The following is a 24,082-nucleotide window of genomic DNA, read 5'->3' as shown; positions in this document are numbered from 1 at the left end:
CCGAGGAATACCTCGGAACACCTAGTCCCTCCAGCACCATAGACGTGACCTTAATAACATAAGCCAGCCTATCGCGTTCAGAGGTTGACCTCCTCCTGCGCACACCAATCCCATCCTGGGCCGGCCATTCTTTCTAAGGGAGCAGCCGGCCGCGGGAGTGAATTGCAATGCGGGAGGTTAATCTTTCCTTATGGTTTCACCAGAGCAGTCGGCGAGGCTTTCCTGTACCGCATGCCATTTCAACTTTCCACGATTATTGGTATTGGGTGTTCGTGCGCAGCATCAATAGCTTCCATCTGATGATCTTTCGGATTGTAGTTCTTTATCTCATCGCTTTTCTGTGGGCCCCATTCTCAAGTTTTTCCCAGCCCACCTGTAATGATGTCAGTTCTCCGAGTCCCAATACCGCTACTTCTGGATTCTGCTGTCTGAGAGCATATATCGCGTTGTCCGACCATTTGTCTGTTGTAGAGATCCATAAACAAAGTTAGAACTTGGTCTTCTCGTCTGGGAAGTATTTACCAGAAATGGATAGGGACATATCAACATCCGATTTTTGAATGATGTTGTCTCTGCGTAAAGTTTACACTGTATAGCACAGTGTTCTCCCTACTTGGCTTCAGCCATGAGATCAATTACAGTATCGTTGAAGCTGAATCCCTTTTCCCTCGCAAAGTCTCTCATAGTTGTACCTTTTTAGTAGCTACGCATGAGCCATTCAAATTTCAAACCCCTGTCGTGATTGTTCAATTTCTCCGTCCTATATTTTTCCAATATGTCCCGGAACTCCATGCATAAGTGCCTCCCATGACGGAGTTACGTCTTTTCTCAAAGTTTTATAGTTGATTACAGGAAGATTCGAGCGAACCCATATGGCATAGAATATTCCTATTGACGCTTTTAATCCCACCAACGGCATATTGTTGATTACGGTGGGTAGCCCCAGGATGGGAATAGCATGCACACAATGAGTTTGTCCTCACGTAGGAACAGGTGGGCCCATTACCAATGCAACGGCTACAGTGTTGGACGAGTTGGAGGTACCCAGATATTCATTGGAATTCAGCAATCGATTGTATGACGATCATAAGAAATTCGCACTCTTGGTGCAGAAATAGTATCCAGATGTCTCTTATTTTTTTCTGGGCTTATTGTTGATTCCTTGCTTTGCATAGTGCTCAATAGTGTGTTTTTCAAAATAGCCTGAAATATCAATTCCCACAGTTGCAAGAAGCCCGGTGTAGATTGTCATGTCATTTAGTATGTGTGCAAAAGGAGTTCCGGGCGAATTTTTTATTATCATGCGATATGGGTGCCCTTTTTTTATATCTGCACCTCTGATGGTCTTTTTATCGCAATCAGAAATAGACACGCTGTACTTACCATTTACTATAGTATGCACAGGCCTCCTATTTAGTGGCACATCATGATTATCTGTATAATACCTCTCGATGTGTTTGATAATGGCCTCATGCTTTATTCCGTCATATGCAAAGATGTAATTTTTTGGCAGGGAATTCAAATATTCTTTATGTTTTTTTGTAGGTTCTTTATCTGTGTATATATACTCGGGTTGAATTTGAGGCAATTCTTTTATATTATCCAGACAGTTAAAAAGCTCTTTCTTGTCGAGTTTAGTTTTTACAGAAATTGTTCCTGCAACGCTCTCTATTGGAATACACATCCTCATTTGAGTAGAGAAGTCTGGCATTATGTCATTTGTTATTGCAATATCAATCTCATTTGACTCATTTCCTTTATTATCAATAACGATTACATTTTTTCTAGCTTTTAACCGTCTGGGTAAATGATAATTAAAAAAATCAACTAGTATGTCTTCTCTGTTATGTCCTTTTGATAAATTATGGGGTGTTACTCCTGCTGCCTCTGATAATTTCGATAAATGTTCAGACATTGCATTTAAGTATTCAATGAAATTACTGCCCGTTATTATCACCCATCGGCTCAGATATTATTAATGAGTATGTAGACTTTTCCTTTATGTTTGGACGATGGTTTCACCAAAGCCGTTGCGCAGTCCTCACATCATGCGCTGACCCTGGTACAGGGAATTGTTCTGATAGGCCGGTTCGCAGGTTATGTACAGCCCAAGCCTCTTAAGGGTCGAATCTTCGACAGACGATAATATCACCGAGGAATGCATCTCGCACCCTTTGAGTTTGGGAAGCTGTTCCAGGGCGGCCCTCGCCACAGGGTCCGTCTGAGCCGATATCGACAACGCGATCAGCATCTCGTCGGCATGCAGTTTGGTATTCATGAAACCCAGGTCCTTGGTCTTGAGTTCCTGAATGGGCTTCAGGATGCTCGGGGAGATGAGCAGTATCCCGTCGTCAAGGCCGGCGATCGTTTTTATGGCGTTGAGTATGACGGCAGAGCTGGCGCCCAGCAGGGCCGACGTCTTCCCCGTTATTATAGTGCCGTCTTCCAGTTCTATTCCCGAAACGGGCACCTTGAGGGCCGTCGCCCTGTTCATGACCGCCGGTATGACCTTCCGTTCGCTTGGATTGATGTCGGCGTTCTTCATGAGCAGTTCCATTCTGGATACCATCTCGTCGGACGCTGTGCCTTGTTTTCTGTTCTTCAGAAGGTCGTAATATCTTCTGATGATCTCGAACCTCGAGGCCTTTGATACTGTATCGTTATCCGTAATGCAGTATCCCGCCATGTTGACGCCCATATCGGTCGGCGATCTGTACGGAGATTCCCCCAGTATCCTTTTCAGCATCGAATTCAGCACAGGGAATATCTCTATGTCCCTGTTGTAATTGACAGCGCTTTCTTTGTATGCTTCGAGGTGGAACGGGTCGATCATGTTGACGTCGCCGAGGTCAATGGTCGCCGCTTCATATGCTAGATTTATCGGATGTTTGATAGGCACGTTCCATACGGGGAACGTCTCGAACTTAGCATACCCGGCGGAAACGCCTCCTTTGTTCTCATGGTAAAGCTGCGATAGGCATGTGGCCATTTTGCCGCTGCCCGAACCGGGGGCAGTGACGACCACGAGCGGTCTGCTCGTCTTAACGAAATCGTTCTTCCCGAACCCGTTATCGCTGACGATCTTCTCCACATCCAGCGGATATCCGTCTATCGGATAGTGCTTGTACACCTTGATGCCCAGAGCTTTAAGCCTTTTTTCGAGCACGACCGCAGCCGGCTGTTTGACATAATGGGTCATTACCACGCTTTCAACGAACATCCCTCTTTCTCTGAAAGAGTCGATCATTCTCAGGGCTTCCATATCATATGTTATCCCAAGGTCGCCCCTCATCTTGTTCTTCGCCACATCGTCCGCGTTGATGACAATGATAGCCTCAACGGAATCCCTCATCTGCATGAGCATCTCGATCTTGCTGTCGGGCCTGAATCCCGGAAGGGCCCTGGAGGCATGGTAATCGTCGAACAGCTTACCGCCGAACTCAAGGTACAGCTTACCGCCGAACTTGTCGATCCTTTCCCTTATGCGTTCAGACTGCACGCCGATGTACTTCTCGTTGTCAAAGCCGACCTTCATATCAATAGGACTAAGGGATAATCTGCATTAGTAAAAAGTTATCCTATACGAAAAGGCAGCGGCTATGGCTTCTTTAGGTAAGTATATAAGATAAAGGAGGATTAGCAATAGTGAAACAGAGGTGTCTGCGTAAAAGTCGCAGGCGGTTTGGATTCAGATCAGTGATGTATAAATGATCTCAAAGTTCACAGATTTAGGTATATCGGAAGATATCGCAAAGGCATTGGATGACATGGGATGGGAAGAACCCACCCCAATACAGACGGAAGCGGTCCCCACCGGCCTGAAAGGCTTAGACATGTTCGCTCAGGCCCAGACCGGAACAGGAAAGACCGGTGTGTTCGGTTCCATAATACTTCAGAGGACGGAATCGAGACAGAAGCTCCCGGCCGCGATAATCCTCGTCCCGACGAGGGAGCTCGCGAACCAGGTGGCGGAACAGCTTACCATGATCGCCAAATATACAGGACACGAGACCGTCCCGATATACGGCGGCGCGAGCATAGAAGGGCAGATAAAAAAGCTAGAGAAAGGCGCGGACATCATCGCCGGGACTCCCGGAAGGGTGATGGACATGATACACAGAGGTGTCCTTAACCTCAGTAAAATAAAGATAATGGTCCTGGACGAGGCCGACAGGATGCTCGACATGGGTTTCATAGAAGATATAGAGTTCATACTGTCATCAATGCCCAAGAGCAGGCAGACGATGATGTTCTCGGCAACCCTGCCGGAAGACATCAAACGCCTGGCCGGCGACTACATGATCAAACCGAAGGAGATCAGCGTTTCTCAGGACGAAATGGTCCTCGACCTCACCAAACAGTACTATATTTCGGTGGGAAGGAGGAACAAATCCTGGGCGCTGACGAGGATACTGGATATAGATAAGCCGAAGGCGATAATATTCTGTCAGACCAAGAAGATGGTGGACATCCTGGACGAAAGGCTCACCCAGCTGGACTACAAGGTCAAGGCGATCCACGGAGATATGCCGCAGCAGAAAAGGGAGAAAGTACTCAATGACTTCAAGGAGGATAAGATACAGATCCTCATCGCCACGGATGTCGCGGCAAGGGGCCTGGACATAGACGATATCTCCTATGTGATAAACTACGACATGCCGGAAGACGTCGACAACTACATCCACAGGATAGGACGCACCGGAAGGGCGGGCAAAGAAGGCATAGCGATATCCTTCGTGACCTCCGAAGAAGAGCATTTCATCAGAGAGTTCGAGCTCAGGACGGAGATGAGCATAGAGAAGAGAGAGGTCCCCGAGGCCGAAGAGGGGACAAGGGACACCATCAGGAAGGTCATCGACTATGACCAGATCTCCAACGTCTACGGTATGGTGAGGTTCCAGGTGAACCTCGGAAAGAACGACGGCCTTGGTAAGGTGGGTCTCGCCGAACATATAATCAGAGCGGCGAAGATAAGGGACTTTGCCATAGGCAAGATAGAGGTAGGGCCCGACTCGTCGATAGTGGAAGTGCATATGGACTTCGGCAACAGGATGATGATGGACCTCCCCAAGGTCAGATTCAAAAATAAGAAGGTCACCGTGAGAGTGTCGCAGGACTGATTCAGATCTCCAGCACTATCAGGGTATTCCCCAGCTGTATGGTTTCCACAGCTTTGCCGTCCAGCGTCAGCGTCTTTTCCATCTCGAAGAACTCCGGCGCCAGGGTGATCAGCTCCCCGTCGACGCTGAGTGCGAGCCCGTCGGACGTCATAACATTCAGCGCATCCTTCGGGGACAAAGCGGCGAGAGCGGAAACTATGCCTTTGGCTTTTCCTTTGAACGCCGGGCCGAGCTTAGAGTGGACCGGCTTTATGCCGGCAACCTCCTCTTTCAGCTCCGCTTTCTTCGAGAAGACGAGTTCCTTGATCTTGGATGTCTCGGTTATATCTTGGGAGCTCTCCTGAAGCTCGGGCGCATCCTCGCCGATGATCTCGACCATCGACAGCTCAGCGTTGAGAGGCATCTTCTTCTCGGATTTCCAGGCCCTTATGGCGGACGTTATGTCCGTTACGGCCTCTCCTGTCCGGATAGCCACGTCATCGATGAAGATCGGAGAGGGCCAGTCCGTTATATGGACGCTCTTCTCCCCCTCGTGGGCGGCGAAGTGCTCCTGATATATGTCCTCGACCACGTGCGGCATGATGGGCGCTATCATCTTTATGCTTCCCAGGAAGACATTGTACAAAGTGTACTTGACAGCCGGGTCTTTTCTTGCCTTCACCATCTCTATGTAGTTGTCCGCAAGGTCGTGCCAGACGAATGATTCTACCTCTTTCATCGCTTTATCGAACTGGTATCCGTCAAGGTATGCGGTCGCCGCCTCCACCGTCTGGGAATAGCGGCTTATTATCCACCTGTCAGATACTCTGAGCTCTCCGGTCTCCGCCGGCTTCCCGTCGAAGAACCTTCCCACGAACTGCCCGATGTTGAATATCTTGTTGGCCAGCTTTTTACCCCTGACCACGTCCGGCTCCCTGAACGCATGGTCCGTGCCGAGCGAGCAGGACGCGGCGAAGTATCTGAGCGCGTCCGCGCCGTATTTGTCGAGGATAGGGATGGGGTCTATGACGTTCCCGACGGAGGAGTGCATGGGCGTCCCGTCCGGTGCCATAATGAATCCGTGGATCATGATATCGTCCCACGGGCGGGATTGTTTTATCTGTTCCGACCTCAGTATGGAATAGAACGCCCACGTCCTTATGATGTCATGGGACTGGGGCCTCATGCTCATGGGGAAGAATTTCTCATGCAGAGCATCGTCTCTTTTCCAGTATGTGTTATAAAGGCAGGACCCGGAGGAATCCATCCACGTGTCGAAGACATCGGTGCATCCGATCAGTCTGCCGCCGCATTTCGGACACTTCTCGACAGGGGGAGCGTCAAGCGTGGGATCGACATAGCATTGTTCTTCCTCTGCGCAGACCGCTTCTCCGCAATCTTCGCATTCCCAGACCGGGATCGGGGTCGCGAATATGCGCTGTCTGCTCAGCACCCAGTCCCATTCCAGGGAGTCTACCCAATCCCTAAGCCTTATCTTCATGAACTCGGGATACCAATTTATCTCATCGGCTTTCTTAAGCACCTGTTCCTTGAGATCCAGGGTCCTGAGGAACCACTGAGGCACCTGAAGATATTCAACCGGCGTACCGCATCTCCAGCAGACAGAGACCTGCTGAGGAGTGTCTTCCTGCTTAACAAGCGCGCCCGTCTCCTTAAGATCGCTGATGATGGCGGCTCTCGCGTCCTTCACTGGCATCCCTTTGTATCTGCCTGCGAGCTCCGTCATCTTTCCTGTCTCATCAATGCCTTTTTCCATTTCGAAGCGGTATTTCATCACCCATTCGAGATCGTCCTTATCGCCGATGGTACAGATCATCACATTGCCTGTTCCGTAGTTCGGATCGACCTTGGGGTCGGCGATGACCTTTATCCTGCGCCCGTAGATGGGGGTCACAAGGTCCTTGCCGACAAGGTGCTGTTTCTCTTTGTCGTCCGGATGGACGGCCACTGTTTTGCATGTGCAGATAAGTTCGGGCCTGGTGGTCGCGATCATGACATGACCGCCGTCCTCGGTTCCGAACTTCACAAAGTTCAGCTTGGTGGTGTTGTCTTTGTGATCCACCTCCGCGTCCGCGAGGGCGGTCATGCACCTCGGGCACCAGTTGACCGGGAAATCCCCTTTGTAGACGAGCCCTCTTCTGAATAACTCCACGAAAGACACCTGTGTGATGCGCCTGTAGTAAGGGGCGTCGGTCTGGTAATATATGGTGGGGTCCATGCTCTCCCCCAGTATCTCAAAATGATGCGTCATCTCCTCGATGAAGCTGTTCGCGTATTCACTGCACAGTCTCCTGTATTCTTCTCTTGGCAGGTCGAGCTTTGTGATGTTGTGCTTCTTTTCGACCTTTACCTCAATAGGGGTACCGTTCACGTCGAAACAGAGAGGGAAGAATACGTTGTACCCTCTCATCCTCCTGTATCTCGCAGCGAAGTCAATAAGAGAGTATCCGGTCGCATGCCCCAGGTGGAGGGACCCGGACGTGTACCTTGGAGGATTGTCGATGCTGTATGCGGGCCTGTCGGATTCTGGATCGAAACGGTAGATCCCCTCCTCCCTCCACATCTTCTGCCAGCGCTTCTCGACCGAAACTGAATCATACTGTGACATTTTGAACAGACACTTAATCGGGATGATATAAAAAAAGGTTATGAAAATTCATGGCGGTAAATGGGTCTAGCTCGGTTTCGTTCCGCCAAAGGATGGAGCGGCGGCTGGAAGTGCCGAACACCATCTGTTCAAAAAAAGTTGAAAAAAAGAGGGTTGAAAAGAGTTGGTTGTTCAGCGGTCACTTCTTTCTCTTTCGGAAAGTGACGTTGGAGTCCTTCATATTGGCTACCTGCTGCCCTATCTTCTTCATGAGGTCGTTGTTGGCCTTCACAAGGTCCCAGCCTATCTCTTTCGAACTGATCAGGGTCCCGCGTATGAAGAGCTTGCCGGTCAGGCTGTATTTCTTCCTGGTACCTTCCTCGTTGTATCTGGATATGTGTATGGTCAGAGATTCCGGCTTGTATATCTTGGAGATCCTGCTCATCTCCGCCTCGATATCCGCGTACATTGAATCGGCGTAGAGTTTGTCTTCGTCATCAAGTCCGCTTATCTGCACGAAGAGAGAATCCCTTTCCCTGCTTGCCGATATCAGTTCGACGATGTCATATTCAGTGATTATCCCCACAAGCTCTTTCCCTTCGACGACGGGCAGGGTGGAGATGCGGTGCTCTTCCATTGTCGACGCCGCAGACCTCATAGTCTCATCCCACTCGATGATCTTTATCGCGCTTGCGTAGATACCGTCTATTGATATCTGGGCCTTTGAGCTCTTTTTGAAATCGCCGAAGCTCTTTGTATCGGTCTTCCAGTGGTTGTCTATGATCTCATTCATCCCCACTATTCCGACGGGCGCCCCGTCGCTGCCGACGACCGGCACGGTCCTGATATCCAGTCTCCGCATTATCTCCATGGCGTCATCCAGCATACCGTCCTCCCTGACGGACTCCACGGGAGTGGTCATTATCTCCCAGACCTTTATGTCTTTGAGGATCTTCATGCCGGCCGCTACCCGAGTAAGGCTGCTTCTTGACACAACCCCCGTGATCTTCTTTCCGTTCAGGACCGCCAGTTGCCTGCAGTTGTTTGCAACGATATGCTCGGCTATCTTTGTTATCTCTGTATCCAGAGAGACCGTCGGGAGGTTGCGCACAAGGTTCTTCACCTTTGTATCCGGGGCGATGTTCCCTTTCCTGAGTATCGTTCCGTAGCTTACCATTCCTGCGTAGTTCCCGTTCTCGATTATAGGTATCTCCTGGAAACCGGACACCCTCATTTTAGAGAGCGCCTCAGAGACCCTATCCTCTGGGTCAATGGTGGGGAATTCCGTTGTCATTATTTCCTTGACTGTAATCCCCTTAAGCTGTGATCTCAAAATAGACAATTTCTTCTGATCTTCTAGGTATTCTACTCCCATCATCTCACAGTCCTAATACAGAGTGTTGCGGATATAAAGATTGTTTAGTTACCGAACAGATTCGCGGCCGTCCGCGCTTGCCGCGCCGCTGACCTATAAGAAAAAGACCCGCCAAAGCTTCCCCCTAAATGTTTCCGGGAAGGTATTATATAGATTAACTCAGAGATTCTTGAAAGGCTTACCGGAAAGCAGGGATCTCAGGATCTCAGGCACGGAGTCCGCAGGTATCCTCTTCTGGGCGGTGGTGTCGCGTTCCCTTATGGTAACGGTGCCTTTGTTCGGCCCCTCAAGCGATTCATAATCCACAGTTATGCACCAGGGGGTACCCACCTCATCCATCCTTGCGTATCTTTTGCCGATGGTCCCCGAACCGTCGTAATAGGCCTCCATGCTCGGAGAGTGAACCTTTGAGTATATTTCCGTGGCAAGCGTATCCAGGCCGTCCTTTTCCATGAGAGGGAATATCCCCGCTTTGATGGGGGCAACTTCAGGCATTAATCTGAGGATCGTGTAGTCCTCGCCCTTATCATGTTCATAGGAATGTTCCAGCACTGAGTAGAAGATCCTGTCCAATCCATGCGAAGGTTCGATCACGTGCGGGACCACTCTTTCTCCGGAGACCTTCTCGCGCACCATGACAACCTCGAAATACTCGCCGTCGAGTATGATATCCTCATCATTCAGGTTCAGGGTGAGCTTTCCGTCTTTGACGTCGGAGGGTTGCTTTGCCTCTATCATCTCCGCCAGAGTCTTCGCTTTTTCTTTGAACCTCGGACCGAGGGCCCTGTGTTTGGCCTTGACCTTTTCGATCTCCATCTCCTTCGGCTCATCGAATTTTTTGAAATGCGTAAGTTCGGTACCGGAGAATTCCGCATGTCTTGAAAGGTCCCAGCATCCTCTGTCCGCGATGCCCGTCACTTCTATCCACCCGAAAGAGAGGAGCACCTCCGCATCCCAGCAGTCCATGGCGTAATGCGCCATCTCATCGCGGAGATGCTGTCTGAATCTCAGCCTTCCGGCGTCCACCCCAAGCCGGACGAGCAGCTGCTGCGTAGTGTATATGAAGTATGCGAGCACTTTGTTCGCTATTATCCCCTTCTCTACGGCCTCGCCGACGGTAATGATCACCGCCTCGGTGCCGGTGTTGGGAACAAGCGTCATCGGCTCGTTCTCGATTTCAGGGAATCTGCCCCAGCTTTTGTCATCGGGGTCGACGAAGAGTTCCACTTCCATCATGTTGAACTCCCTCATCCTTATCATCCCCTGCCTGGGTGCGATCTCGTTCCTGTAGCCCCTGCCTGTCTGAATGACGCCGAGGGGGAGTTTCTCTCTGTTGTATCTGTACAGATTCAAATAATTGACGAATATCCCCTGTGCCGTTTCCGGTCTGAGATACCCCACTCTGGAGGACCCGGGGCCGATGGTTGTCTTGAACATAAGGTTGAATTCTTCAACGGGGCCCAGCTTTCCGCCGCATTCCGGACATTTCACATCAAATTTCACGAAGGCGTCGTCCAGCTCTTTCGGGGACAGCACGTCCGCATTGTCGAAGAACTCTTTCACAAGGTGGTCCGCCCTGAACGCGGAGCCGCACCCGGCGCAATACGATATGAGGTCCGCGAATTCGTCCACGTGGCCGGACGCTTTGAACACCTCCCTCGGGTTGACGGTCTCGGAATCGATCTCAATGAAACCCTCCCTGCCCCTGTATATGTCCCTCCAGACCTCCACGATGTTGTTCCTCATGTTGGAGCCGAGCGGACCGTAATCGAACATCCCCGCAACTCCTCCGTATAACTCGAAGGACGGCCATATGAATCCTCTGCGCCTGCATAGGGATAAAAGGTCGCCGCTGTTCACTTCGTTACTCATTGCAATTACCTGTGAGTGCGCATAGGACGTCCACGTCGTAGATCATGCCGACCAGCTCGTCTTTGGTGCCGTGCACCGGAAGCTGCCCGAAATCGTTCTCGGTCATGATGCGGGCGACCTCGTTCAAAGGCGTCTTTTTGAAGACGGTGTAGGGATCTTTCACCATATAGTCGCTGACCGTTGTATCGTCCGGGATGTACTTATCGGTCGCCGCATAGAACAGCGGAAGGACGTTCCTGTATCCGGCAAGCTCGGAATCCTCTATCCCAAGGCGCATCATCGCCTCGGCGTCCACCGTTTGATCGCTGAAAAGATCGCGGTCTGTCAATATCCCGACCAGTTTTCCCTTTATGTCCAGTACCGGCACTGCCGACACATCGCTTATCCTCATCGCCGCTACCGTATATGCAAGGGGCTCGCCCTCATATGCGGTCACGCAGGTCGTTCTGATGACGTCTTCCGCAGTCATCGCGGTCTTCATTGTCCGGATCTCATTCAGGAGATCGGTCGGAGTCACTATCCCCACAAGCCTTTCGTTCTCTATCACGGGGAGCCTGTGTATCCTTTTGTCGGCGAATATCTTTGCCGCGCTTATGATGTTCTCATCGGGAGTTATTGTGATGCAGTCTTTTTTCATTATCAGCGACAGCTGGTCCTCCTCGAATTTCCTGAAAATGTCTCTTCGGGAGACAATGCCCATAAGTTTGCCGTCGGAAGCGCGTACGACCGGAAGCCCGGTCAGCTTTTTCCTGACCATCACGTTAATTGCATCGCTGCGGCTTCCCGGAACTTCCACCACAATTGGTGCCGCAGTCATAATGTCTGTAACTGTTTTCATCCTGAACCGACCTCTGAAGACCCTACCAAAGGAAAAGCACCGGGCCTCTCCTGCGGTACTGACGGCGGGTTATTTGCCTTTAGGTAATTAAGGCCATTGATTGAACGGGAATCATTCCTTCGCGGCGGCAGGCGATTTGGCCACCATCACCGGGCATTTTGCGTTCTGCACGATCTTTTCGGCAACGCTTCCCATCAGGAGCTTCGATATGCCGGTCCTTCCAAGGGAGCCCATCACTATAATGTCGTACTCGCCCGTCTCCGCTTCCTGGAGGATGACCTTCGACGGTACGCCCTCTACCAGTTTCTCCTCGACCTCCACGCCCGCCGCATTTGCTTTCTCCGTGACGTAACTCGTCGCGAGAGTGCCCTCCTTCTCGAGGGCATCGTACACGTTGACCAAGGCCGTATCCATCGGCGAGTTGGCGTATACGGTCCGGTCCAGAACATACAGCGCGGTGACCTTTCCTTTAGATAATTCCGCAAGTTCGACGGCTATGTCCACAGCATATTTGGTGAATTCGCTGCCGTCCGTCGGGACGAGTATTTTTTTGAATGTCATTCAATTCCTCCATTCCGGCCCATATCTGAATATGGGGCCCCTGTTTTGCAGGATCTCGTTCATATCGAACCTTCCGGAGCAGGGAAGCACGGTCAGATCCGCCGGCATCCCCACAGAAATATGGATTTTGTTGCCCGGATATAATATTTTTCTTCCGTTGCTGAACATAGGGTCCGCGACATCTTCGGCGGAGCCGCCTTGGGAAAGAAGGACATCTCTGAACGCGGAGGCCTCCGAGCGCATGTCGGGGCCGCCGAACATTGCGTTGTCGGTACCTATGGCGACGTCCGCACCGCAGTCGAACATCCTTTTCACCGGAGGCATCTTCTTGAAATACAGGTTGGATCTGGCGCATACTACGATGGGAACCTCCGTCTCTGCGCACTTCAGAAGGTCCGAGTCCGTCGCTTCCACCATGTGGACGACGAACGCCGGGTCGAACGACAGAATGAGATCGATGTCCTCTCTCCTCCTTTCGCTGGCGTGGATGGCGAACATCTTCCCGCTGTCCCTGACCTGGTCGGCCACATTCTCTATGTATCTGTGATTCATGTCGGATATGCTCGAGATGCCTATGCCGTCCGATGCGTCAAGTATCCGGGATATCTCGTCCTGATCGTATTCTTCGCTCAAAGGCCTGCCCAGTATCACCGACGAAGGAGCGGCTCTCCTGAGGATCCTGCACCCTCTTTCCCCGCCCTCTCTGAAGTCTATGAAGGCCCCTATCCCGTTCCAGCGGGAGGCTTCCGCATAGGCGGCTATGTCATCCTCCAGGGCTGAATCCTCAAGACCCCTGAGGTGAACGTGCTTGAGCCCGTCCGGCGGAGCGACCAATTCCTCCATCGTCATACCCGGAGGTATCTTCAGGCCCGCGTCCGCACAGTGGGTGTGAGAATTGACCATCGGAGGCACTATGAGGCCGGCGGCAAGGGGCTTTTCCGGAGGAGCGCCCTCTTCAACGGATGTTATGACGCCGCCTTCAATGCAGACATATCCCTCTATGACGCCGTCCGCCGTAAGCACGGAACCGCTGAGAATATCCATGGCGGAGTATCGAAATAACAGTATAAATCAGATGGAGCAGACACGGCGGGAGTTTGCTCTTCAAAGGGTGCCAGCAAATCTCGGAAACGTTAAAATACTAACATAGGTTACAAGATTGAGGTGTAAAATATGCCGAAAGTAATAGAAGCAGAGTGCGTAGCATGCGGAGCATGCGTGGATGCCTGCCCCGAGGGAGCGATTGTCGTCGATGATGTAGCAGTCATCGATCAGGACAAATGTATCGACTGCGGAGCATGCATAGACGAGTGCCCCTCTGACGCCATAGTGGAATGATCCGGAAGGACCGCCAAAACAAAGTCAGCGGGACCTCCCGCTGAGAAAACAATTTTATGCCCAGTAGGGTTTCTTTACGAATTTATATGAACTGATGACGGCAGTGGCCGCTTCCCCGCAGGCAGTTATGATCTGTTTGTATTTTCCGGGGTAGTCTACCGCATCCCCGCAGGCAAATATACCGTGGCGGTTGGTGGTCATGTCGAAACCGACCTTCACTAACCCTTCGGAAGTAAGGTCTATCCCCCATTTTTTCAGATCGGTGAGGTCCGAGTTTATTCCGATGTTGATGACCGCCAGGTCCACCGGCACGTCGAACACCTTCCCACCCTGGTCCAAAGTGACGCTCTCGAGGCAGCTCTTCCCGTTGAAGGACACCACATTGGCGCTCATTATCGTCCTGATGTTGCTGTTGTTGAGATCGTTGACGTTGCTTTCGTCCGCCCTGAACTCCGGCCTTCTGTGGACGATCGTGGTATCCGTGACGGTGTCCGAGATGAGCGCCATCTCTATCGCGCTGTTCCCCCCTCCGAACATGACCACCCTCTGGTCCACAAGCTCTTCTTTCACAGGGAGTATGTATGTCACCCCCTTATCGGTGAATTCCTTCTCACCGGGGCAGTCCATTCTCTTCGGGTGGAAACTGCCCATGCCTATTGCTATGATCACGGACTTTGTGCGGTAAGTTTCTTTTTTTGTGACGACAAGAAGCTCTTCCTTGCCGTCGTTGATCTCCATGACCTTTTCGTTCTCCCGGATGTCGCAGCCCATGGATTCCGCCTGAGCGTACAGCCTGTCGGACAGCTTTCTGGCCTGGACGGTCTCGAAGCCAGGATAGTTATGTACTCCCTTCTCCGGATACAGGCATGTCAGCTGTCCGCCGACGCGTCCCGCCTCCAATATCAGAGTATTCATCATCTTCGACCGAGCGTATATGCCGGCCGTAAGTCCCCCAGGTCCGGCGCCGATAATGACGACATCGTAGCACATTTTAGGGTCGTATAATTTATCCGTATAAAATATTGTTTATATCTCGCTGTGTTTTTTTGATTTTTTCTCATGGTAATTTCATTTTTTGATTGTACAGGTCTGAAATCCGCAGGATTACTACGAAAATCGAAAATTTATGAACACATGTCTTTTTTTATGGGTCTGTCCGGTACATCATCATTATTTATGCGGCAAAGCGATGCCATATCATCATGGATGCCAACGATGTTTCCGCGGAGAGCCTTCTCAATATGATATTGGATCAGGTAGACGACATGATAATCATCAATGACTCCGAAAGGAATGTGATATGGATGAACCGCGCGGCGCAGCGGGGCCTGGGCATTCATATCGAGGAAGCGGTAGGCTCGAAATGTTATGAGATCTTCGGAGCAACCTGCTGCTGCGACAGCTGCACCGCGAACCACACCCTGGGAGGGCCGCACCGCTGCGGGTGCAAGTTCAAGTGCAGGAATATGGCCGGCGAATATGAGTGCGAACCCATCCCTCATTACAAAGAGGGGAAGCTGAGGGCGGTCGTGCAGCACATCCGTTCCGTCAAACGATAATGAATAAATATCAACATACGATACTCCGTTCGTGTTTGAGATATCAGAGTTCTACATCTGTATCGGAGTGGTAGCCTGTTTCGCGGCGATCTTGCTGATCGTGAACAAGGTCAAGAGGCCGAAAGAAGAGTGACGCTCTTCTATGCCAGGAACGACCGTTCTTAAAATATACCTGTAATTAGATTTCTCTACAGGTGATTAAATGACAAACATCCCTAACAACGTGCTGGAAATGATCAACGCCAGGACAACGACCAAGGTCCTTGTGACATCGTCAAAGGACGCAAAGCCTCATGCGGTAGTGGCCGGCAGTATAGGGGCGCCGGCGGCCGACACGATGATCGTCGGAGAGATCCTTATGAAAGTGTCATCCAAGAACCTTTCCGAGAACCCAAAAGCCGCTTTCCTCGTCACATCCGGAATGGATTCCTTTGTGATAGACTGCACAGCGAAAGCGCGTCTTGACAAGGGCCCGGAGATCGACGCCATGAACAAGGAGCTTGAGGCAATAGGGCTCAAAGCGGCAGCGGTCTGGGTGTTCAAAGTAGAAGCCGTATATGAACAGGGAGCATCCCCGAACGCAGGGACAAAACTGGCCTGAAAAGGCATGTTTTAAACCACTTAGGTTCACACCCGACGGCGGTACTCACATGGTCAAGCTGATCCCCAAAATAGCTGATATGGTAAAGCGGCCGGAGACCAGCAAGGTCTTGGCAACGGTATCGCCGGAGGGAGACCCCCATGCGGTAGTATGCGGAAGTCTGCTTGTTTCCGACGATGAGACGATCATCGTCGGGGAGGTCTACATGTATGCGACATGCAGGAACCTCGTGCACAGCCCCAAAGCGGAATTCCTTGTGTGGTATGGAAGGGAAGCCTATTCGATACAGGCGGTCCTGACCTCAAGAATGACATCCGGGCCGGCTCTGGAAAGGATGAACCATAACCTTGAGAAGATGAAAATGAAAGCCGTCGCGGTCCTGGAATTCAAGGTCCTCTCCGCTTATGATGAGGGCATATCGTCCGACACGGCGGGGACACAGATACTGTGACGGTGGTCTGCTGACCTTTGAAAAAGAGAAAAAGGTAAACATACTGGCTATGGCCATCGGCCTGATCGCGGCCGCAGCCGGGGTGGCGGTCTATTTTATGAGCAGCAAGCTGGCCGGAGTTCTGCTTATGGTGGCCGGGATATCCGTACTGATCATAACTTGGACGATAGCTGGTGTGTTCTTCCAGATCAAAATGAGAGAAGAATACAAAGAACGTAAAAGAATGAATGAAAAGTAAAACGTTTAAAAGAAGGTTTAGAACCTTCTTCTTTCTCTGTCGCCCCTACCTTCCGGCTGGTGCTTCTTGAAGCAGTCCCTGCAGTACACAGGCCTTCCCTGTGTAGGCTTGAACGGTACTTCGCACTCGTTCCCGCAGTCTGAGCATTTCGTCTTAAAGTATTCCTTGGGCTGATCCCTGCGATCTCCCCTGTATCCTCCGCTTCCGTAGGCCATTTTTATTCCTCTTACTTTTGGGTATTCCCAATACTCTACCTTTACCTCTTCAACGATGGACCAGGAGCAATATTTGAATGCCTATAAGGAGACATGTCATTTAGCTTAAAAACGTTGCTATGAAAACCTGACTGTAAGTGGTGTTTTTTAAATGGTTTGGGGGGAGTTCTCAGAGTTCTCTGCTCTCGAGGGCACTTTTTAACACAGCCATCTCTTCATCGGACAGCGTTATGCCCTTCCCCATCTTCTCTCCGTCAGGGGACCATTCCCTTATATCGTACTTCGGGTCCCTGTCGTTCCATTTTATCAGGTTCAGCTCTTTCGTCCAGCCTTTGGACGATTCCGAGAGAACTGCGATCTTTTCGACTATTTCATATTTGAACTCAGCCGGCATGGTATTAGCTCCTATGACGGGGATTACAGCATAGTTATATAAATAAAATGGGAGAAGTAAAATAAAAATACGGGCCGTCCCCGCAAGGGCGGGTCCTTTATCAGGTAATCCGAAAGCATGAAATATATAGATGAAAAGAGACTTTTTTTTAATAATTTAAAAGACCCAGATGGTAAAAAAAGCTACAAAAAATCTATGTAAAAAAGAATAATATAAATATATGCAAATGCTAGCTTCTATTTATGTCATTCTTTGACAACAATAAAAATGTAGGGCTCGCGTTAATAATCGTGGGCCTTATAAACTTGATTTATGCAGTATTAAAGGTAGTGGATGCATGGAACGGTGATGAAGACCTAACTGTTGCTGCATTGAGAGCTATCGGATCCCTAATCTTCGGCGTGCTGATATTGTTCTACGGAATAAACGTTCGCGGCGGTTCCAATGACAAAGTAACAATCCTGGCGGGGCTAGTGAGGGTCGTTGGTATAATTACAATACTTGCGGCGCTGTTCTATGCGGCCGCAGACTGGCTAGAGCTAGAGAGCTTCAGCGCAGGCATGGGCACGTTCATTGTCCAGATAATCGTCGGTCTGATCCTTCTGTGGGTTTCAGTTAAGATTGGCGGCAAGAGCAAGAACATTGTAAGCAAGGTCCTCTGGGTGATCTTGATAGTGGCGTTCGTCATACTGGCGTTATCTGCGCTATTAGGTTCCATCGTTTGCCTTGTGGACGGAGCGTGGATAGATGCCATCGGCCTGCTGTGCTGGCTGATCGTGTACATCTATGCATTGATTGCGACACTATCGCCCGATGTCAAGAGCTCAATGGGCATCTGAATAGCTACCAAACGATCAAAAACCCCTTAAATAACTTTATTTTTCTTTCCATTTTTATTTTGACACTTCACCCAGACTTGACACACATAGCATAGACATTTCACAGCTCGGAGCTCGAAGTGGGATAAAAATTTATATTCATGTTCTGAATAGAACACTGCGTAAGGTCGGAATCGAATTGATAAATAAAGTTGCCGGGACGGTCTGATAGATGGATGATCTGTCCCTGATAATTATAATTCTGCTGATGGCGGTGCTGGTCGTTTTTTCGGCATATTTTTCCTGCTCGGAGACAGCTTATACAGGCGCGAATCCGATCAAGATCAAGAATCAGGCCTACGAGGGGAACAAGAATGCAGAGAAGGCGCTTCGGATCCATGACAACTACGACAGGCTCCTGATAACGGCGCTCGTCGGTAACAACGTGGTGAACGTCGCATTGTCAACACTTGGAACAATGGTGTTCGCAGAGCTGCTGGGCGTTGCAATGGGGGTCATCGTCGCGACGGTGTTCATGGTCACGTTGATACTGATATTCGGGGAGATAATCCCGAAGACCCTGGCAAAAAGGAACGCCGAACGTTACGCGCTGAAGCTGGCGGGCTCCCTGCAGGTGGTGATGGTGATGCTCACGCCCATATCGTGGGTGTTCATGAAGCTCTCGAACTTCCTGTCGAGGAACGCAAAGAACGATTCCGCCGAAACTCCTTCCTTCACCGAAGATGAACTTTTCGTGATGATAGACGAAGTGGCCGAAGAAGGAGCGCTCGAAAGGAGCGAAGGCGAGCTGGTGAAATCCGCGATGCAGTTCGATGACATCAAGGTCTCCGAGGTGTATACGCCGAGGGCCAACATCGTCGCCGCCGATATGAAGACTGAGGTCGAAGACCTTAAGAAACTATTTCTGGAGAGCGAATACTCAAGGATACCGCTGTATGAAGATTCCGTGGACCGCATAATCGGTTTGGTCCACTCGAAAGATTTCTTCTCCAAATACCTCGCGGACGATGATTTCACCATAGGCGACATCATAAGGCCGGTGAAGTTCGTTCCAGAGAACGTAAGCATAGCTAACCTGCTCACCGAACTCCAGAGATCGCACATCCATATCGCCATCGTTCTGGACAACTTCGGCAGGACCCTGGGGCTGGCGAGCATGGAGGACATCCTGGAGGAGCTTGTCGGCGATATATGGGACGAGAGCGATGTGGCCGGGTACCCGGTCCATGAGGAGAAGGACGGAAGCTTCATAGTCCCCGGAGAAGCCAATATATTCGACGTCATGAAAAAGATAGGCGTAGAATTCGATGCCGGAGATTTTCAGGACCACACCGTAAGCCAGTTCATATCCCACAACAAAGACGGGGTTCCCAGAAAAGGCGATGTGATAGAGACCGGTGGCGCAAGAATAATAGTGAGATCGATGAAAAGCCGCCGTGTGAAAGAAGTAAGGATATGGCCTGTCAGGAAGGATGATCTTCCTCAGGAAACTCAAGAGAGTTGAGGAATTCAGCCATTTTCCCAACGGCGATCTCTTTCCTTGCGGGATGGGATACGATCTTGCCTGTTAATGACAGAACATCCCCGTGATGCGCCGCGGCATACCTTCCCTGCACAAGCTCCTGCTTGTCAAGCCTCAGATACAGGACGCAGTCGTCATCGATCCTCTCTTCAAGGCTGTCTCTCAGCTCGCCGCATAATTCCTTCCCGAGCCTTTGGAACAGGGGAACAAACTCTCTTTGTTTGAGGAGTTCGCAGCTTAATATCAATATCTTGTTCCCGTGCTCGCTGTCCGCTGTGTCGCATTCTATCTCGTCGGTGCCGATAAGCTCAGCCATCGCTTCGCCGATAAGCTCTTCGTTCTCTGTGGCGTAACAGAAGACCTTTACCCTGAGCCAATGGAACGTGCCCTGCATGAACTGCCGATGATATGTTGATTAATAATACTTACAATCAGTTCTGAGCCGGAGGGAGAAGCGAGGCGAATGTATCAGGATCGCCGATAGAGAGAGTGAAGACCCTCCTTCCCGTCAGTTTCAGGGAGACCCCGTTGTCATATCCTGCGCAGATGAGGTTTTTGAAGGTCACCTTCTTAATCCCCCACCCGCTGTAATTGCGTATCACGTCTATATCCCCCACCTTATGATCGATGATCTCCCCGAACGGTATGGCATATCTTTTCAGGAACCTGATGTGTATGACGCCGTTTTCGACAAAGATCCTCAGCTTCACCGACAGACAGAAGACGATTATCGCCGCGAATATCACGGATGTGGCTCCGAACACCCACAAGGGGATGTTCAAAGACTCGATAAAACAGCATATCAGTATGAAGACGTCGGTCGCTATGAGCACGACCGACATGATGACAAATGCGTCTTTCGGCAGGATGTTCTGCACCTCTTCAAAGGTCTTGGCCATATTATACGGGCATATGCGTTCATAGTTTATCAAGAAACCCGGGCAAAATGCCATATTGGCAAGGTTTATATGGTAAGTCCTTATTCGAGTGAATGCGGACCCATAGCTTAGACTGGCTGGAGCGCCCGGCTGATAACCGGGAGGTCGTGCGTTCAAATCGCATTGGGTCCACCTTGTATACATGTTCTCCAGCAGACCGTCTCTGTTTTTAGAAAAAAAGAAAGCGGTCGCCTTCTTTGAAAAATTAAATGAAAGTGGGTGTCCCACTTTATTTTTTCTGGAATTCGCCGGTCTTTTTGTGTTTTACGACCCTTGAACCCTCGTTATTGGAAAGGAGCGTTTTTACGTATTCTTCCGCCTCGGCCTTCGTTCTGAACAGCTTTGTGGCCTTTGCGGCGCCTTCCGCCTTGGCCTGCCACATGCCGTCGTCATCCCTCTTCGTTATGTGCCAAACTTTGTTATCTGATTTCTTTGCCGCAGCGGGCTTCTCCGTTTTTTTCTTTGCTTCAGCCATTTTCGGTTCCTCCCTAGGTTTTTCGACAGGTTCTTTCTTGGATGCTGCCCAGGCGGCATCCTTCTCTTTTGTTTTGGTCTTAACGGGTTTCTCAGGTTCATCTTCTTTTTTAGGTTTGTCTTCTTTTTTCTTCAGTTTGTCAAAAAAGCCCATAAGCATCCCCCAAGCATTACCTCTGATCTTTGACGAGTATGAGGTGCCACCCGAAATCAGTCTTCACAGGACCCACCAGATCGCCTTTCTTCGCATTGAAAGCAGCGTTCTCAAAGGGTGCGACCATCTGTCCTTTTCCGAACCACCCCAGGTCCCCGCCCTTCTTTCCCGAAGGGCAACTGGAATGTTTCTTTGCGGCGTCTGCAAAATTCTTTCCCTTCGATATCTCTTCTTTAAGGTCCTTGGCCTCTTTTTCTGTCTTGACAAGGATATGTGCGGCGTACACCTCTTTTACCATGAGCAATGTAGTGTGTCTTTCATTTATATGTTGTTTGTCTGGATTATTAGAAAATGATATATTTCCTCAGCTTCATACGGTAAGGGATGAACAGGACCAACCAGGCATTGATGGGAGCCCTAATCGGGATTGCCTTGTTTTACGCCGTTTATTCATTCGTCAGCACGATGCTGAACATGAATGACGGAAGCGAATTTAGGATCGTAGCCGATCCGTTTGAATTATTCCCGAGCTTGGCAGTGCCAGGATCCGACGCATATTGGAGCCTTGTCGAACTCTACACAGACCTTGCCGGAGGAGGGAACGAGACCAACGTCACCATGGCATTGCTGGCGGCAGGTTTTCTGCTGGTGGTCGCAGGATGCGCGTCCAAGCCGACCAGGGACATCAAGGGAAGCGCCGAAGATCCCAAAGAGTACCTCTTCACCCACAGACCGAAAGCATTCCTCCGGTGCCTGATGATACCGTGGAACATTCTGACCGTATGCTGGAGGCTGAAAAAGATACCGGTCATATTTCCGATAATATTCATACCTTTCATGCTGCCGTTCGCATTGATAATGGATCTGATCTTAGCGGCGCTTTTCATCATCGCTTGGATGGTGATGACTGTCCGGATAAAGGTGGCGGCCTCCAAGGACCGTGAGGCATATGAAAGGGATACCCAGTACGCCGTATGCCCCAAGTGCAAAAGGAACTTCTACCAGCCGAACGTCAAGTGCAAATGCGGTCTCGTCGTCTCATATCCGGTCCCTGGCGCACACGGCGTGAGACACCACACCTGCAACAAGGGCCACAAGATCCCAAGCACCAACGCCGACGGGATAAGGGCGAGGATGCAGGCGGTATGCCCCCACTGCAAAGGCGAAATGTTCACCCATGAAGCGAAACCCCTGGTCATATCGCTGGTGGGCTCGGTAGGGTCCGGAAAGACGACCCTCATGCTTTCCGCCGTCGAAGCGATCGCCGCTCTCGCGAAGGAGAAGGGAATAGTCACGGAGATAATAACGGAGGGGATATCCGCCAACGCACAGCGCAGAAAGGCGGACGTGATCCCAACTCACCCCGGAGAACTTGATTCGGAATACTTCTTCCTGAGGGCAAGGGACCTTACTGAAAAGGAAGTGGTAATAAATGACATTTCGGGGGTCGAATTCCAGCCCGACAGGGATAAGATACTCTTTGAGGAGTATTACAGATACAACGACGGCATAATCCTCACAATTGATCCACTAGAGGTCATGGCGCTACACCATTCCCAATCTCCGACAAAAGGTTCGAAGAACACTCCCGTTTCCACGCTGGAATCGTTCTACCACATGTACATGGAGATCAACGGGTACGGTCCGGCCGTAAAGTCAACGGTCCCTCTGGCTATCGTGCTGACGAAGATGGACGATCCGAAAGTGAGACCGTCCGTCGACGCGGAGACAACGCCCGCCGGGTTCCTGAAAAAGTACAGCCACAAGATGATAGTCGATATCGCCGAGTCCGCGTTCAAGAATGTCAGATATTTCAAGGTCGCATCCCTCGGCGAGAACACCAATGCCATAGAGCCGTTCGTGTGGATACTGGGAGATAACGACCGGGATCTGAAGAATAAGCTGTTCAAGTGATCAGAAGGGAGGGATCTCCTCCCTTCCGTCAGAGAATCTGATGAACCGTCCGGTCCCTTTAGGGTGGAACTTATCGATAAGGTCCCACGGCCAGCTGCTGAATTCATTAGCTCTTATGAAGTTCATGGCCTCCCTGACCTTTTTGTCGTTATCAAGGATGACCGGGCCGAAGGAGGACATCTTCTCGCCTATGGGCTCGCCTTCAAGCAGCCAGTATGTCCCGTCCGAATCCCCGTTGACGAATGTCACATCCTTATTTCCGTCGAGCTTGAACCTTTGCGACGCCTCATACTCCTCGCCGCCGATCATCACTGTCCCGTCCCCGATGAAATAGAGGTTCCTGTTGACCGTGGGGGATACTGCCGGCAATGTGATCGCCGAGCCGGGGGACATCCGTATCAGCAGTATCCTGACATGATGTTCCTTATCCGCCGCCCAGGAAACATCGTTCGGAGAGATAGCATGCGCCCCGCCGAAGTCTCCGGCTATTACCTTCACCGAGTAGTCTCTGCCTTCCTCGTCTTTTCCTTTGATGATCGGTATGTGTTCCGACCACATCATCTTCACTTCCGGGGAGGATCCCTTATCCTTCAGCGGCAGATTGATCATTATCTGCGTTATATCGTTGGGATTGCGTTGGTCATCGTACGCAAGAGGATACATCTCATCATGCAGATACATGCTCCCGGCGGATACCCACTGGACATCCCCGAACCCGTATCTCCCCTGATTGCCGAGGGAGTCGAAATGATCTATGAATCCGATCTCCGGTACGGTGACGGTCTCGTAACCCCAATGCGCATGCATCGGAAATCCGGGTACGACTTTCCCGTGATACATCCTGAAGCCGAAGATCTTCTTGTAATCCCTCCCCAGATCCCTTCCGCCGATCTCATGCAGCGGGGGAGCCTGCTGGGCGTTACCCTTGGGGTAATCGTCGGTATGATGGGAAACAAACACGAAAGGGTCCTCTGCATCCCAATGGAGCTTCAGATGCTGCCTCTTTATGACCGGCCCGGATATCTTCTTTCCGAACATCCAATATCACACACACGTTAAACATGCAACAGATTAAAAATATCGGCCCCGCTA

At 50.6% G+C, this 24,082-nt stretch carries 25 protein-coding genes and 1 tRNA gene; 10 read left to right on the top strand and 16 right to left on the bottom strand.

The annotated features are described in order from the left end of the window. Positions 1-1,132: 1,132 nt before the first annotated feature. Both FWG96_05360 and FWG96_05355 read right to left on the bottom strand, forming a co-directional pair. Complete coding sequence (locus tag FWG96_05360) at positions 1,133-1,957, bottom strand: hypothetical protein (protein ID MCL2032676.1); 825 nt, start codon at positions 1,955-1,957, stop codon at positions 1,133-1,135. A gap of 84 nt (positions 1,958-2,041) precedes the next feature. After that, positions 2,042-3,535, bottom strand: coding sequence for a DUF1846 domain-containing protein (locus FWG96_05355; protein MCL2032675.1), 1,494 nt, complete (start codon positions 3,533-3,535; stop codon positions 2,042-2,044). Between the two features lie 172 nt (positions 3,536-3,707). Between FWG96_05355 and FWG96_05350 the strand changes: the two genes are divergently transcribed. Beyond that, a complete protein-coding gene (locus FWG96_05350) occupies positions 3,708-5,120 on the top strand; it encodes a DEAD/DEAH box helicase (protein MCL2032674.1) in 1,413 nt (470 codons plus the stop codon). 1 nt (position 5,121) lies between these two features. Here the strand turns inward: FWG96_05350 and FWG96_05345 are convergent, their stop codons facing one another. The 6 genes from FWG96_05345 to FWG96_05320 form a co-directional block, all read right to left on the bottom strand. Next, the gene (locus tag FWG96_05345; GenBank protein ID MCL2032673.1) at positions 5,122-7,728 is read right to left on the bottom strand and encodes a valine--tRNA ligase; all 2,607 of its coding nucleotides are present in this window, start codon (positions 7,726-7,728) and stop codon (positions 5,122-5,124) included. Positions 7,729-7,906: 178 nt separating this feature from the next. Then, positions 7,907-9,085 (bottom strand): CBS domain-containing protein, encoded by a 1,179-nt coding sequence (locus FWG96_05340; protein MCL2032672.1) that lies wholly within the window; start codon positions 9,083-9,085, stop codon positions 7,907-7,909. Positions 9,086-9,241: 156 nt separating this feature from the next. Next, a complete protein-coding gene (glyS, locus tag FWG96_05335) occupies positions 9,242-10,954 on the bottom strand; it encodes a glycine--tRNA ligase (GenBank protein ID MCL2032671.1) in 1,713 nt (570 codons plus the stop codon). Next, positions 10,947-11,792, bottom strand: a complete 846-nt coding sequence (locus FWG96_05330; GenBank protein MCL2032670.1) for a CBS domain-containing protein — start codon at positions 11,790-11,792, stop codon at positions 10,947-10,949. The genes glyS and FWG96_05330 overlap by 8 nt, the downstream gene beginning before the upstream one ends. A gap of 111 nt (positions 11,793-11,903) precedes the next feature. Further along, entirely contained in the window at positions 11,904-12,353 is a 450-nt protein-coding gene (locus tag FWG96_05325) for a universal stress protein (GenBank protein MCL2032669.1), read from the bottom strand. Continuing rightward, positions 12,354-13,397: an amidohydrolase family protein gene (locus tag FWG96_05320; GenBank protein ID MCL2032668.1), complete on the bottom strand. Its 1,044-nt coding sequence runs from the start codon at positions 13,395-13,397 to the stop codon at positions 12,354-12,356. Between the two features lie 129 nt (positions 13,398-13,526). Between FWG96_05320 and FWG96_05315 the strand changes: the two genes are divergently transcribed. Continuing rightward, the gene (locus tag FWG96_05315) at positions 13,527-13,691 is read left to right on the top strand and encodes a 4Fe-4S binding protein (GenBank protein MCL2032667.1); all 165 of its coding nucleotides are present in this window, start codon (positions 13,527-13,529) and stop codon (positions 13,689-13,691) included. A gap of 54 nt (positions 13,692-13,745) precedes the next feature. Here the strand turns inward: FWG96_05315 and FWG96_05310 are convergent, their stop codons facing one another. Then, positions 13,746-14,681 (bottom strand): NAD(P)/FAD-dependent oxidoreductase, encoded by a 936-nt coding sequence (locus tag FWG96_05310; GenBank protein ID MCL2032666.1) that lies wholly within the window; start codon positions 14,679-14,681, stop codon positions 13,746-13,748. A gap of 212 nt (positions 14,682-14,893) precedes the next feature. Here FWG96_05310 and FWG96_05305 point away from each other — a divergent pair, with 212 nt between their 5' ends. The 4 genes from FWG96_05305 to FWG96_05290 all read left to right on the top strand — a co-directional run bounded on the left by FWG96_05305 (position 14,894) and on the right by FWG96_05290 (position 16,540). Beyond that, a complete protein-coding gene (locus FWG96_05305; protein MCL2032665.1) occupies positions 14,894-15,250 on the top strand; it encodes a PAS domain S-box protein in 357 nt (118 codons plus the stop codon). A gap of 202 nt (positions 15,251-15,452) precedes the next feature. Next, the gene (locus FWG96_05300; GenBank protein ID MCL2032664.1) at positions 15,453-15,851 is read left to right on the top strand and encodes a pyridoxamine 5'-phosphate oxidase family protein; all 399 of its coding nucleotides are present in this window, start codon (positions 15,453-15,455) and stop codon (positions 15,849-15,851) included. A gap of 49 nt (positions 15,852-15,900) precedes the next feature. Beyond that, positions 15,901-16,302, top strand: coding sequence for a pyridoxamine 5'-phosphate oxidase family protein (locus tag FWG96_05295; protein MCL2032663.1), 402 nt, complete (start codon positions 15,901-15,903; stop codon positions 16,300-16,302). A 49-nt stretch (positions 16,303-16,351) separates the two neighbouring features. Beyond that, positions 16,352-16,540 carry a hypothetical protein gene (locus tag FWG96_05290; GenBank protein MCL2032662.1) on the top strand — a complete coding sequence of 63 codons (189 nt, stop codon included), beginning with the start codon at positions 16,352-16,354 and terminating at the stop codon, positions 16,538-16,540. Between the two features lie 17 nt (positions 16,541-16,557). Here the strand turns inward: FWG96_05290 and FWG96_05285 are convergent, their stop codons facing one another. Both FWG96_05285 and FWG96_05280 read right to left on the bottom strand, forming a co-directional pair. Next, on the bottom strand, positions 16,558-16,755 hold the full coding sequence (locus FWG96_05285; protein ID MCL2032661.1) for a hypothetical protein: 198 nt from the start codon (positions 16,753-16,755) through the stop codon (positions 16,558-16,560). Between the two features lie 169 nt (positions 16,756-16,924). Next, a complete protein-coding gene (locus FWG96_05280; GenBank protein MCL2032660.1) occupies positions 16,925-17,149 on the bottom strand; it encodes a PC4/YdbC family ssDNA-binding protein in 225 nt (74 codons plus the stop codon). Positions 17,150-17,478: 329 nt separating this feature from the next. On the opposite strand from FWG96_05280, the gene FWG96_05275 reads away from it, so the two are divergent. Together FWG96_05275 and FWG96_05270 are read left to right on the top strand one after the other, a co-directional pair. After that, entirely contained in the window at positions 17,479-17,988 is a 510-nt protein-coding gene (locus FWG96_05275) for a hypothetical protein (GenBank protein ID MCL2032659.1), read from the top strand. A gap of 211 nt (positions 17,989-18,199) precedes the next feature. Further along, positions 18,200-19,492, top strand: coding sequence for a hemolysin family protein (locus FWG96_05270; GenBank protein MCL2032658.1), 1,293 nt, complete (start codon positions 18,200-18,202; stop codon positions 19,490-19,492). Here the strand turns inward: FWG96_05270 and FWG96_05265 are convergent. Beyond that, positions 19,452-19,904: an exosome protein gene (locus FWG96_05265; GenBank protein ID MCL2032657.1), complete on the bottom strand. Its 453-nt coding sequence runs from the start codon at positions 19,902-19,904 to the stop codon at positions 19,452-19,454. The two genes, FWG96_05270 and FWG96_05265, sit on opposite strands and share 41 nt — an antisense overlap. 37 nt (positions 19,905-19,941) lie before the next feature. Further along, on the bottom strand, positions 19,942-20,442 hold the full coding sequence (locus FWG96_05260) for a hypothetical protein (GenBank protein ID MCL2032656.1): 501 nt from the start codon (positions 20,440-20,442) through the stop codon (positions 19,942-19,944). A 63-nt stretch (positions 20,443-20,505) separates the two neighbouring features. Between FWG96_05260 and FWG96_05255 the strand changes: the two genes are divergently transcribed. Beyond that, a tRNA-Ile gene (locus FWG96_05255) sits at positions 20,506-20,580 on the top strand. A 97-nt stretch (positions 20,581-20,677) separates the two neighbouring features. Here the strand turns inward: FWG96_05255 and FWG96_05250 are convergent. Both FWG96_05250 and FWG96_05245 read right to left on the bottom strand, forming a co-directional pair. After that, positions 20,678-21,076 carry a DUF2188 domain-containing protein gene (locus tag FWG96_05250; protein MCL2032655.1) on the bottom strand — a complete coding sequence of 133 codons (399 nt, stop codon included), beginning with the start codon at positions 21,074-21,076 and terminating at the stop codon, positions 20,678-20,680. 16 nt (positions 21,077-21,092) lie between these two features. Then, positions 21,093-21,374 carry a peptidylprolyl isomerase gene (locus FWG96_05245; GenBank protein MCL2032654.1) on the bottom strand — a complete coding sequence of 94 codons (282 nt, stop codon included), beginning with the start codon at positions 21,372-21,374 and terminating at the stop codon, positions 21,093-21,095. 86 nt (positions 21,375-21,460) lie between these two features. Between FWG96_05245 and FWG96_05240 the strand changes: the two genes are divergently transcribed. Next, positions 21,461-22,990 carry a hypothetical protein gene (locus FWG96_05240; GenBank protein ID MCL2032653.1) on the top strand — a complete coding sequence of 510 codons (1,530 nt, stop codon included), beginning with the start codon at positions 21,461-21,463 and terminating at the stop codon, positions 22,988-22,990. Here the strand turns inward: FWG96_05240 and FWG96_05235 are convergent, their stop codons facing one another. Further along, positions 22,991-24,028 carry a pirin family protein gene (locus FWG96_05235; protein ID MCL2032652.1) on the bottom strand — a complete coding sequence of 346 codons (1,038 nt, stop codon included), beginning with the start codon at positions 24,026-24,028 and terminating at the stop codon, positions 22,991-22,993. It lies immediately after the preceding gene. Positions 24,029-24,082: the final 54 nt, after the last annotated feature.

The organism is Candidatus Methanoplasma cognatum (assembly GCA_009777615.1).
GTDB lineage: Archaea > Thermoplasmatota > Thermoplasmata > Methanomassiliicoccales > Methanomethylophilaceae > Methanoplasma > Methanoplasma cognatum.
Note: the sequence above shows the minus strand (reverse complement) of the source record. Positions and strands in the feature narration are given on the sequence as shown.

What these genes read in the sequence shown, in the direction of transcription:
- FWG96_05235 (MCL2032652.1), bottom strand. Translation starts at nt 24,028, where the DNA reads ATGTTCGGAAAGAAGATATCCGGGCCGGTCATAAAGAGGCAGCATCTG.
- FWG96_05245 (MCL2032654.1), bottom strand. Translation starts at nt 21,374, where the DNA reads ATGGTAAAAGAGGTGTACGCCGCACATATCCTTGTCAAGACAGAAAAA.
- FWG96_05355 (MCL2032675.1), bottom strand. Translation starts at nt 3,535, where the DNA reads ATGAAGGTCGGCTTTGACAACGAGAAGTACATCGGCGTGCAGTCTGAA.
- FWG96_05280 (MCL2032660.1), bottom strand. Translation starts at nt 17,149, where the DNA reads ATGCCGGCTGAGTTCAAATATGAAATAGTCGAAAAGATCGCAGTTCTC.
- glyS (MCL2032671.1), bottom strand. Translation starts at nt 10,954, where the DNA reads ATGAGTAACGAAGTGAACAGCGGCGACCTTTTATCCCTATGCAGGCGC.
- FWG96_05345 (MCL2032673.1), bottom strand. Translation starts at nt 7,728, where the DNA reads ATGTCACAGTATGATTCAGTTTCGGTCGAGAAGCGCTGGCAGAAGATG.
- FWG96_05300 (MCL2032664.1), top strand. Translation starts at nt 15,453, where the DNA reads ATGACAAACATCCCTAACAACGTGCTGGAAATGATCAACGCCAGGACA.
- FWG96_05350 (MCL2032674.1), top strand. Translation starts at nt 3,708, where the DNA reads ATGATCTCAAAGTTCACAGATTTAGGTATATCGGAAGATATCGCAAAG.
- FWG96_05310 (MCL2032666.1), bottom strand. Translation starts at nt 14,681, where the DNA reads ATGTGCTACGATGTCGTCATTATCGGCGCCGGACCTGGGGGACTTACG.
- FWG96_05240 (MCL2032653.1), top strand. Translation starts at nt 21,461, where the DNA reads ATGAACAGGACCAACCAGGCATTGATGGGAGCCCTAATCGGGATTGCC.
- FWG96_05290 (MCL2032662.1), top strand. Translation starts at nt 16,352, where the DNA reads ATGGCCATCGGCCTGATCGCGGCCGCAGCCGGGGTGGCGGTCTATTTT.
- FWG96_05330 (MCL2032670.1), bottom strand. Translation starts at nt 11,792, where the DNA reads ATGAAAACAGTTACAGACATTATGACTGCGGCACCAATTGTGGTGGAA.
- FWG96_05320 (MCL2032668.1), bottom strand. Translation starts at nt 13,397, where the DNA reads ATGGATATTCTCAGCGGTTCCGTGCTTACGGCGGACGGCGTCATAGAG.
- FWG96_05315 (MCL2032667.1), top strand. Translation starts at nt 13,527, where the DNA reads ATGCCGAAAGTAATAGAAGCAGAGTGCGTAGCATGCGGAGCATGCGTG.
- FWG96_05340 (MCL2032672.1), bottom strand. Translation starts at nt 9,085, where the DNA reads ATGATGGGAGTAGAATACCTAGAAGATCAGAAGAAATTGTCTATTTTG.
- FWG96_05270 (MCL2032658.1), top strand. Translation starts at nt 18,200, where the DNA reads ATGGATGATCTGTCCCTGATAATTATAATTCTGCTGATGGCGGTGCTG.
- FWG96_05325 (MCL2032669.1), bottom strand. Translation starts at nt 12,353, where the DNA reads ATGACATTCAAAAAAATACTCGTCCCGACGGACGGCAGCGAATTCACC.
- FWG96_05265 (MCL2032657.1), bottom strand. Translation starts at nt 19,904, where the DNA reads ATGCAGGGCACGTTCCATTGGCTCAGGGTAAAGGTCTTCTGTTACGCC.
- FWG96_05305 (MCL2032665.1), top strand. Translation starts at nt 14,894, where the DNA reads ATGGATGCCAACGATGTTTCCGCGGAGAGCCTTCTCAATATGATATTG.
- FWG96_05285 (MCL2032661.1), bottom strand. Translation starts at nt 16,755, where the DNA reads ATGGCCTACGGAAGCGGAGGATACAGGGGAGATCGCAGGGATCAGCCC.
- FWG96_05250 (MCL2032655.1), bottom strand. Translation starts at nt 21,076, where the DNA reads ATGGGCTTTTTTGACAAACTGAAGAAAAAAGAAGACAAACCTAAAAAA.
- FWG96_05295 (MCL2032663.1), top strand. Translation starts at nt 15,901, where the DNA reads ATGGTCAAGCTGATCCCCAAAATAGCTGATATGGTAAAGCGGCCGGAG.